Annotated in this window: 9 protein-coding genes, 1 tRNA gene and 1 pseudogene; 5 read left to right on the plus strand and 6 right to left on the minus strand. The window is 52.3% G+C overall.

The genetic code is table 11. The annotated features are described in order from the left end of the window. Positions 1-246: 246 nt before the first annotated feature. Positions 247-322, minus strand: a tRNA-Phe gene (locus O3660_RS11265). A 204-nt stretch (positions 323-526) separates the two neighbouring features. Between O3660_RS11265 and O3660_RS11270 the strand changes: the two genes are divergently transcribed. Beyond that, complete coding sequence (locus O3660_RS11270; protein ID WP_049351626.1) at positions 527-1,087, plus strand: hypothetical protein; 561 nt, start codon at positions 527-529, stop codon at positions 1,085-1,087. 47 nt (positions 1,088-1,134) lie between these two features. Here O3660_RS11270 and coaD read toward each other — a convergent pair whose 3' ends face one another. The 3 genes from coaD to O3660_RS11285 form a co-directional block, all read right to left on the minus strand. Next, positions 1,135-1,647 carry a pantetheine-phosphate adenylyltransferase gene (gene coaD, locus O3660_RS11275; RefSeq protein ID WP_003682645.1) on the minus strand — a complete coding sequence of 171 codons (513 nt, stop codon included), beginning with the start codon at positions 1,645-1,647 and terminating at the stop codon, positions 1,135-1,137. 106 nt (positions 1,648-1,753) lie between these two features. After that, positions 1,754-2,440 (minus strand): Bax inhibitor-1 family protein, encoded by a 687-nt coding sequence (locus tag O3660_RS11280; RefSeq protein WP_004518950.1) that lies wholly within the window; start codon positions 2,438-2,440, stop codon positions 1,754-1,756. Positions 2,441-2,603: 163 nt separating this feature from the next. Next, positions 2,604-2,879, minus strand: a complete 276-nt coding sequence (locus O3660_RS11285; RefSeq protein WP_039861863.1) for an oxidative damage protection protein — start codon at positions 2,877-2,879, stop codon at positions 2,604-2,606. 128 nt (positions 2,880-3,007) lie between these two features. On the opposite strand from O3660_RS11285, the gene glnE reads away from it, so the two are divergent. Beyond that, the gene (gene glnE / locus O3660_RS11290; RefSeq protein WP_049351623.1) at positions 3,008-5,692 is read left to right on the plus strand and encodes a bifunctional [glutamate--ammonia ligase]-adenylyl-L-tyrosine phosphorylase/[glutamate--ammonia-ligase] adenylyltransferase; all 2,685 of its coding nucleotides are present in this window, start codon (positions 3,008-3,010) and stop codon (positions 5,690-5,692) included. A 106-nt stretch (positions 5,693-5,798) separates the two neighbouring features. On the opposite strand, the gene O3660_RS11295 is transcribed toward glnE, so the two are convergent. Continuing rightward, positions 5,799-5,960 carry a hypothetical protein gene (locus tag O3660_RS11295; protein ID WP_049351628.1) on the minus strand — a complete coding sequence of 54 codons (162 nt, stop codon included), beginning with the start codon at positions 5,958-5,960 and terminating at the stop codon, positions 5,799-5,801. On the opposite strand from O3660_RS11295, the pseudogene O3660_RS11300 reads away from it, so the two are divergent. Further along, a pseudogene (locus O3660_RS11300) lies at positions 5,925-6,089 on the plus strand (IS1595 family transposase); the annotation flags it as partial. The gene O3660_RS11295 and the pseudogene O3660_RS11300 overlap by 36 nt on opposite strands. Before the next feature lie 38 nt (positions 6,090-6,127). Here O3660_RS11300 and O3660_RS11305 read toward each other — a convergent pair. Beyond that, the gene (locus O3660_RS11305) at positions 6,128-7,555 is read right to left on the minus strand and encodes a TIGR00341 family protein (RefSeq protein ID WP_049351622.1); all 1,428 of its coding nucleotides are present in this window, start codon (positions 7,553-7,555) and stop codon (positions 6,128-6,130) included. Between the two features lie 303 nt (positions 7,556-7,858). Between O3660_RS11305 and O3660_RS11310 the strand changes: the two genes are divergently transcribed. Beyond that, positions 7,859-8,953 (plus strand): FAD-dependent oxidoreductase, encoded by a 1,095-nt coding sequence (locus O3660_RS11310; RefSeq protein WP_049351621.1) that lies wholly within the window; start codon positions 7,859-7,861, stop codon positions 8,951-8,953. Between the two features lie 167 nt (positions 8,954-9,120). After that, positions 9,121-9,389: glycine--tRNA ligase subunit beta (locus tag O3660_RS11315; RefSeq protein WP_371464990.1), on the plus strand; the 269-nt coding region annotated here is incomplete at its 3' end.

Here is a 9,389-nt window from a genome sequence, read left to right on the forward strand (position 1 = left end):
GATTTTGCAAAGGTGTCATTCAGTATGTTTGCGAAGGTTTCAGCCGGTTTGGATGGAAGTGCCGTATTCTGTCGGAATGGGGCGGTAAAGCGGATTTTTATGCCATGCCAACATAAACAACGGCCGTCTGAAATTTTTCAGACGGCCTTGTGTGGAAATCGGGACGCATGGTCTGGAACGGGATTTGCGCTTAAAGCATACGTTCAAATCGTATAGATAAAAAAGTAACCGCTTCAAGGCGGTTGGTGGTGGCCAGAGGCGGAATCGAACCGCCGACACACGGATTTTCAATCCGTTGCTCTACCAACTGAGCTATCTGGCCTTCGCGTGTTTCGTTGCGAGATGTGAATTAAACCAAATTTCGTTGCCTTGTGCAAGCGTTTGTAGGCTTTATTTTTGAGGCGGTAAATTAAGATTTTGTTTTGTATTGAATTATTTTTCGTTTTAATTGGCGGTTTTTAGGTTTGCCGGTTTGATTTTCAGACGGCCTAAGATACAATCGGCTTTTTTGCTTTGGATTTATGCCATGCTGTATGTGTTTGTTCGTGATATGTGGGATGTTTTGCGTTTGCGCTATCGTTCGCCGGAGACGTATTTGTATTCGCCTTTGGTGATGGCGGCGGTGTTGCTGCTGTTGGGCGTGGTAAACGCGGCCAGCATGTCGCCTTTGTTTGGCAGTGGCGCGGCGGCAGTGTGCCTGTCGGTGATTTTGGTGATTGTGAAATGGTTGGTGTTGAGCCGCTCGATGCGCAAGGTGCTGCATTATTACGGTGCGCCCCGACTGCCTTTGTGGGGCTTTATTTTGGTGTCTGAGGCTTTGCTGCTGCCGCTGTTGCTGGTGTTGTATGTGCCGGCGTTGGCTGCGTTTGCGCTGCTGTGGCAGGCTTGGGTTTTTGTGGTGCAGGTACGCGGTTTGATGTGGATGGGAAATGCAACGGTAGGCCGTGTTTTGGTGGGCTATCTGTTGTATGGTATCGGCGTGTTGTGCGTGGGTACGGTGATTTTGATGCTGTTTATTGCCGCCGGTTGGTTGGACATGGAAACGTTGAATCAAAACCTGCAGGCGTTGATGTCTGCCCGTAAATAATCAATGAAAATTGGAAGGCCGTCTGAAATGTTCAGACGGCCTTTGTTTTATGTGTTTGTTTCGTGGTCTTGCAGGATTTTTTGATAGACAGGATCGGGGAGGTAGCGGCCTATCATGTCGCGCCAGCCTTGTGGACCGACCAAGCCTTTGACCATGGTGGAGGATACTTCGGCTATTTCGCGCGGCGGCATCAGGAATATGGTGGAAATTTCGGGGGCGATGTCGCTGTTGATGTAGCGCATCGAGCGTTCGTATTCGTAGTCGGCGGAGGAACGGATGCCGCGGACGATGAAATTGGCGTTGGCTTCGCGGGCGTAATCGACCAAAAAGCGGTTTTCAAACACGCTGATGCGGACGTTGGGGAACGGGTGGGTAATGGCATCGAGCATGGCGCGGCGTTCTTCTATGGTGTAGGTGCTGCGCTTTTCGGGATTGGTGCCGATGGCGACGATGAGTTCGTCAAAGAGGGATTGGGCTTCCTGTATCATCCACAGGTGGCCGAGGGTGGGAGGGTCGAAGCTGCCTGCGTACACGGCACGGCGCGGAGTGGTCGTGGTCATTTTGGGTTGGGAATGGGGTTTGTGTACGTTCAGGATAGGGGAGTTTGCCGGTGATGTCAAAAATCAAAAAGGCCGTCTGAAATTTCAGACGGCCTTTGTGGCTTTATCAGTCGTCACCGCTAATAGAGATGAGGATTCTCAAGAGGCTGCTGAAAATGTTGTAGATGGAGATGAAGATGGTCAGCGCCGCGCTGATGTGGCTGTCTTCGCCGCCGTCAATGACGGTACGCACCTGCCACATAATCATCAGGGAACTGAAGACAACGAAGCCGGCCGCGATGGTCAGGCTCAGGGCAGGGATCTTGAGTAAGATGTTGGCCACAACGGCAATCATGAGCACGATGGCACCGGCACCGAGGAAGCTGCCGAGTTTGTTCATGTTCATTGTGGTGCGGCGTGCCATGGCGGACATGGTGAAGAATACACCGGCGGTCATGGCGGCGGCCGTACCGACGATTTGCGCGCCGTTGTTAATCGCCAGGGTGTATTGCAGCATAGGGCTGATGGCAAGGCCCATGCCGAAAGTGAAGATCATCAACAGGGCTACGCCGACGTTGCTGTAACGGTTTTTCTCGATCAGGAAGGTCATGCCGTAGAAGAAGCCGAAGAAGGCGGCCAAGGCAACATAGTATGAACCGAACATGGCGAAAATGTTAAAGCCTGTTTTGGCGGAAAAGAATGCGCCGGCAATGGCAGGAATGAAAGACAGGCCGAGCAGGCGGTAGGTTTTTTGCAGGACGGTATTTTTGGCAACCGAGCCTTGCGAGGTATAGTCGTAAACGTCGTTTTGCATGGCGTTTGCTCCAGTGTGGATTGAAATGAATGAAATTTGGATTTTAACAGAGAATCATGGGTTTGTATGATTTATCTGTTCTATTTGCCTAATATGCGGGGCAATCGGGAATTTTAAAGGCCGTCTGAAAATCGGGTTTCAGACGGCCTTGGCTTTTCAATGCTTATTTAGGCTCTTGCGGAACATAGCCTTGTACGGCATCTGCGCCGTCGCCGAAGAAGTATTGTTCCATTTGCTGGGCGAGGTATTCGCGCGCGCGCGGATCAGCAAGGCTTAGGCGGTTTTCGTTGATGAGCATGGTTTGGTGACGGGTCCAAGCCGTCCATGCTTCTTGGGAAACGTTTTCAAAAATGCGTTTGCCCAATTCGTTGGGCAGCGGCGGAAATTTCATGCCTTCGGCTTCTTTGCCGAGTTTGACGCAGTGAACCATACGGGTCATGGCGGTTTCCTTATGATGGGTTGCAAAGGTTGGTATTTTAGCCGATTGCACGGATAGGGGAAAGCGTGGGTTTCAGACGGCCTGAAACCTTGCTATGATGGTCTTTTCTGTTTATTCAGACAAAGATTATGAACCGCCTCGATACTGCCCGCCGTTATTCCCTTTTTCTCGCCCGCAACCTTGATTCCGGCAAACTCAAGCCTGAAATCTTCCTGCCCATGCTGGATAAGGTTTTGACCGAAGCTGATTTTCAAGCCTTTGCCGACTGGGACAAAATCCGCGCGGAAGAAAATGAGGAAGAATTGGCGCGGCAGTTGCGCGAGTTGCGCCGTTATGTGGTGTCGCAGATTATCGTGCGCGATATAAACCGCATCAGCGATTTGAACGAAGTAACCCGCACGATTACGCTATTTGCCGATTTTGCCGTCAATACCGCGCTGGATTTTGCCTACGCCTATTATCGGGACATGTACGGCACGCCGATCGGGCGTTATACCAAATCGCCGCAGCATTTGAGCGTGGTGGCGATGGGCAAGGCGGGCGGCTATGAGTTGAACGTGTCTTCCGACATCGATTTGATTTTCGTTTATCCCGAATCGGGCGACACCGACGGCAGGCGCGAACGGGGCAACCAGGAATTTTTCACCAAAGTCGGGCAGAAACTGATTGCGCTGCTGAACGACATTACCGCCGACGGGCAGGTGTTCCGCGTTGATATGCGGTTGCGGCCGGACGGCGATTCGGGCGCGCTGGTATTGAGTGAAACCGCGCTGGAGCAATATTTGATTACACAGGGGCGCGAATGGGAACGCTACGCGTGGTGCAAAGGTCGCGTGGTTACGCCGTATCCGAACGACATCAAATCGCTGGTGCGCCCTTTTGTATTCCGCAAATATCTAGATTACAGCGCGTATGAGGCGATGCGGAACCTGCACCGCCAAATCCGCAGCGAAGTCAGCAAAAAAGGCATGGCGGACAACATCAAACTCGGCGCGGGCGGCATCCGCGAAGTCGAATTTATCGCCCAGATTTTCCAGATGATACGCGGCGGACAAATGCGTGCGCTGCAACTGAAAGGCACGCAGGAAACGCTGAAGAAACTTGCCGAGCTGGGTATCATGCCGTCTGAAAACGTCGAAACCCTGCTTGCCGCCTACCGCTTCCTGCGCGACGTCGAACACCGCCTGCAATACTGGGACGATCAGCAAACCCAAACCCTGCCCACCTCGCCCGAACAGCAGCAACTGCTCGCCGAAAGCATGGGGTTCGACAGCTACTCCGCCTTTTCAGACGACCTCAACGTTCATCGAAACAAAGTCAATCAGTTGTTCAACGAAATTTTGAGCGAACCCGAAGAGCAAACACAGGACAACAGCGAATGGCAATGGGCATGGCAGGACAAACCCGACGAAGAAGAGCGGCAAGGTCGTCTGAAAGAACACGGGTTCGATGCCGAAACCATCGCCCCAAGGCTCGACCAAATCCGGCACGGCCATAAATACCGCCATCTCTCCGCACACGCCCAGCCGCGTTTCGACGCCATTGTGCCGCTATTTGTACAGGCGGCGGCAGAGCAAAGCAACCCGACCGATACGCTGATGCGGCTGTTTGACTTCCTCGAAAACATCAGCCGCCGCTCCGCCTATCTCGCCTTTCTCAACGAACATCCGCAAACCTTGTCGCAACTGGCGCAGATTATGAGCCAAAGCTCATGGGTGGCGGCATATCTGAGCAAATATCCGATTCTGCTGGACGAACTCATCAGCGCGCAGCTTTTAGATACCGCGTTCGACTGGCAAGCCCTTGCCGCCGCCCTTTCAGACGACCTCAAAGCCTGCGGCGGCGACACCGAAGCGCAAATGGACACCCTGCGCCGCTTCCAACACGCCCAAGTCTTCCGCCTCGCCGTCCAAGACCTCGCCGGACTGTGGACGGTAGAATCCCTCTCCGACCAACTCTCCGCCCTCGCCGACACCATACTCGCCGCCGCCCTGCCGTGCGTGTGGGCGGATATGCCCAAAAAACACCGCGACACCCCGCAATTCGCCGTCGTCGGCTACGGCAAACTCGGCGGTAAAGAACTCGGCTACGCCTCCGACCTCGACCTCGTCTATCTCTACGACGATCCCCATCCCGACGCAGGCGACGTGTACAGCCGCCTCGCCCGCCGCCTGACCAACTGGCTTTCCGCCGCCACCGGCGCAGGCAGCCTCTACGAAACCGACCTGCGCCTGCGCCCCAACGGCGACGCCGGCTTCCTCGCCCACAGCATCGCTGCCTTCGAAAAATATCAGCGCGAAAACGCCTGGACATGGGAACACCAGTCCCTCACCCGCGCCCGCTTCATCTGCGGCACACCCGAAATTCAGACGGCCTTCGACCGTATCCGCACCGAAATCCTCACCGCCGAACGCGACCAAACCGCCTTGGCAGGCGAAATCATCGAAATGCGCGAAAAAATGTTCCCCACCCATCCGCCTGCCGACAGCAACGTCAAATACGCGCGCGGCGGCGTGGTCGACGTCGAATTTATCGTCCAATACCTCATCCTTGCCCATGCCCGCCAGTATCCACAACTCTTGGACAACTACGGCAACATCGCTCTGTTGAACATTGCCGCCGACTGCGGCCTCATCGACAAAACCCTTGCCGAACAAAGCCGCACCGCCTACCGCTTCTACCGCCAGCAGCAACACAACACCAAACTGCGCGATGCCAAAAAAACCGAAGTGACGGACGAATTGCTGACCCATTACGGCAATGTGCGAAAACTATGGCAGGAAGTATTCGGGGCAGAAGTAAAGTTCGGATAAGTAGCCATTTATCCGATTAAGGCATACTTTCGGGCATAAAAAAACGTTGTTTGGTGAACCTAATAAAAAGGCCGTCTGAAACTTTTCAGACGGCCTTTTATGGTATTTATTCTTCTTCCTCTTCCTGTTCTGCCTCTGCAGGTTTTTCAAGGAAGTTGCCTGCCAACCACAGTAAAGCGCCACTACCCGTAATGCCTGCTTTAATCCATAGGGCGGTATCTTCGACCCATTCGTAAATCCAGACCAAAACTTTTGGTACCGCGTTCATATAATTCAAACCGAATGCCAAATCGATCGCAAATCTTTTCCGCTGTTCTTGAAAGAATGCGAATTTCGGTTTAACTTCGGCATACCGTCTCAACGGTTTAAAATCCTGCGGGATTGGTGTCGAATTTAGAGCTAATCTACGTTAGCCCCAAATATTTTGGAGAATGGCTATTTGTCCAAAACTTTAGCATTGACTAACAAGCGCACCGCTGTACCTTCATAACGCTGGTTCAACCACGCCTGTAAGCGTTCGTGATCTTTGGCAGGCAGAGGCTCCTTAAATTCGAGCGAGACCACGACAATATCGTTACTTATGTCTGCCTGTTTGTTTTGACTGCTTTCAGGCTGCTCCTGTGTAGTGGGTGCCGTTTGCGCTTTCTCCCAAACCAAGCCGCGTCCGACAACGATTTTTTCCGCTTCCGGATATTGGGCTTTTAATTCCTTGAGTACCGCAGCATCGTCAGCACCGGCAGTTTTACCTGCAAGCACGGTATCTATGTAGGCTTGTTGCTCTTTCAACTCATTTTGCTGCTGCGCCGAGTTGTTTCGGCTTGCCAGCAATTCTTCGATTTTAGCATCGTCCCCTCCCGCATAGACCACGTTGACCTTCGGCGCTTTCACACCTGACACTTCAAGGCTCTTCACCAATAAGGCAGAAATTTTCTCAGCATTGCCCGTTCCGTTGACAATCAGACCGACCATATTTTCTCTGTGGTTCAAAATCTTACGCAGCACGAAAAAACCTTCCTGTTGCTGTGCGGTGGCAATGGCGGAATTGGCTTTGGTGTTGAAGATCTCCTGACGCACCAGTCCTGATGCCATATAGCCGCTCGGAATCATCACAGCCAGTACGACGGCGGTAATAATGATACTTTGCAACCGGCGTTTGGATTCCGTTACCAACCCCCTGCGCGGCAGCTTGAGCAGCTTGGAAAACAACAAGGTCGAAAAAGCGATGAACACGCAGTTGATGGCAAACAGATAAAAAGCGCCAAAAAAATATTGCCAGTTGCCATGAGCCAGTCCGTAGCCCGCGGTACACAGTGGCGGCATCAATGCGGTCGCAATCGCCACACCCGGTATGGCATTGCCTCCTTCTTTTCGGGTCTGCGCCACAATGCCCGCACTACCGCCGAAGAAGGCAATCAACACATCCCAAAGAGTCGGCTGAGTACGCGCCAAAAGCTCACTTTGCGCCTCTTTAAGCGGGGTTAACAGGAAATACAACGTAGCGGTAATCAAGCTGATGACGACAAATATAATAATATTGCGTGCCGCTTGGCGGATCAGCGTAGTATCGCCGACCGCCAAACCATAACCCATACCGACTATCGGCCCCATCAACGGCGAAATCAACATTGCGCCGATCACTACCGCCGTGCTGTTGACATTCAGACCGATACTCGCCACAGCAATGGCAAATATCAATACCCACATATTGGTTCCGGACACCCGAGTATTGGCACGAATGACGGAATCGATTTTGTCAGGATGAGCTTGGTCATGTGCAAGATTGAACACATCTTGCAACTTGGTCATGGCAACGTTGTCTGCTACTTCCTGTTTTTTACTATTTTCTTGTTCTAGTTCTTGCATGTTCTTACCTTTATGCCGAGGATAAATAAAGTACTGCCCAAGCTTTTCATCATTATTCCTTATAAAATCAAATGGGTGCATCAAAACCAATCAACAGGTGCAATGAAGCTGAGTGAATGTGAATATGTCAAAAGATGACATTATAGTAGGTTTTATGTAAGGAAGATTTTTTGTTTACGTAGTACTGATTTAGCTTAAGCATGATCTGCAAAAACTGTTCTCATTTTCTGTCGATATTGTGATACAGCAAAACAAGTTCTAAAATATGCAGTTCATTTATGTATTAAAAACAAGGAGAAACTGATGTCTAAGGTTGCGGTACTCGGTGGCGGTCTTTCTGGCCGTCTGATGGCGTTCCAACTGGCAGAGCAGGGCATTTCGGTCGAGTTGTTTGAGAAAGGCGAACGCGATGGCGCGCAAGCCGCCGCTTATGTTGCCGCGGCCATGCTGGCACCTTCTGCTGAAGCGGTGGAGGCAACGCCCGAAGTCATTCGTTTGGGCAAACAAAGCATTGCGCTTTGGCGCGCGATTGTCGGCCGTCTGAATACGCCGGTGATGATGCAGGAAAACGGCAGCCTGATTGTTTGGCACACGCAGGACAAGCCGCTTTCTGCCGAGTTTGCCCGTCATTTGAAGCGCGGCGGCGTGGCAGAACATGAAACCATACGTTGGAATGCGGATGAAATTGCAGCAAACGAACCGCAACTGGCAGGGCGGTTTTCAGACGGCCTGTATCTGCCGACGGAAGGGCAGTTGGACGGACGGCAGGTATTGAATGCGCTGGCTGATGCTTTGGAGTCGATGAATGTGGCGTGTCATTGGTCATGCGAACGCGAAGCCGAAGATTTGGCGGTGCAATACGATTGGGTCATCGATTGCCGCGGTTATGGTGCAAAGAGCGCGTGGAACAGGCCGTCTGAAAGCGTTTTGCGCGGCGTTCGCGGCGAAGTAGCACGCGTTTACGCCCCTGAAATCGAGCTGTCCCGCCCCGTACGTCTGCTGCATCCGCGCTATCCTTTGTATATCGCGCCGAAGGAAAACCATATTTTTGTGATTGGTGCGACCCAAATCGAAAGCGAAAGCCAAGCGCCGGCAAGCGTGCGTTCCGGTTTGGAACTTTTGTCTGCGCTGTATGCCGTGCATCCGGCATTTGGCGAGGCGAATCTTTTAGAACTGGCCACCGGCCTGCGCCCGACTTTAAACCACCACAATCCCGAAATCCGCTTCAACCGCGAACGCCGCCTGATTGAAGTCAACGGCCTGTTCCGCCACGGCTTTATGATTTCCCCGGCCGTGACCGGCGCGGCCGTGCGTTTGGCCGGCGCGCTGTTTGCCGGAAGCGACATTCCCGAATACGACGAAACCAGCGGTTTGCCGTATATCCGCGCCGCAAATTGAAGACGTTGCGGACGAAGTGGCTTGAAAATCGGGCAAATTGTTTGTGAAAGACAGCCACAGGCCGTCTGAAAATGATAAAATCGCCGTCAATTCAATTAACCTTGCGTCTGAAAACCGCATGATGCCGTTTTCAGACGCCAACCAATTTCCTATTTAACGATAAGCACATGACAACCCAAACCCTTTTAATCGAACTTCTCACTGAAGAACTCCCACCAAAAGCCCTCAATAATTTGGGCAACCATTTTGCCGCTTCCGTTGCCGAAGGCTTGGAAAAAGCGCAACTGATTGACGGCGCAGCCGAATTTACCGCCTACGCCTCGCCGCGCCGTTTGGCCGTTCAAGTCAAAAACGTCAAATCCGTTCAAGCCGATCAGAAAATCGTGAAAAAAGGCCCTGCCGTAGCGAATGCCATGAAAGACTGTGCGCCGACCAA

Source organism: Neisseria sp. 27098_8_139 (genome assembly GCF_041433195.1).
GTDB classification, from domain to species: domain Bacteria; phylum Pseudomonadota; class Gammaproteobacteria; order Burkholderiales; family Neisseriaceae; genus Neisseria; species Neisseria subflava.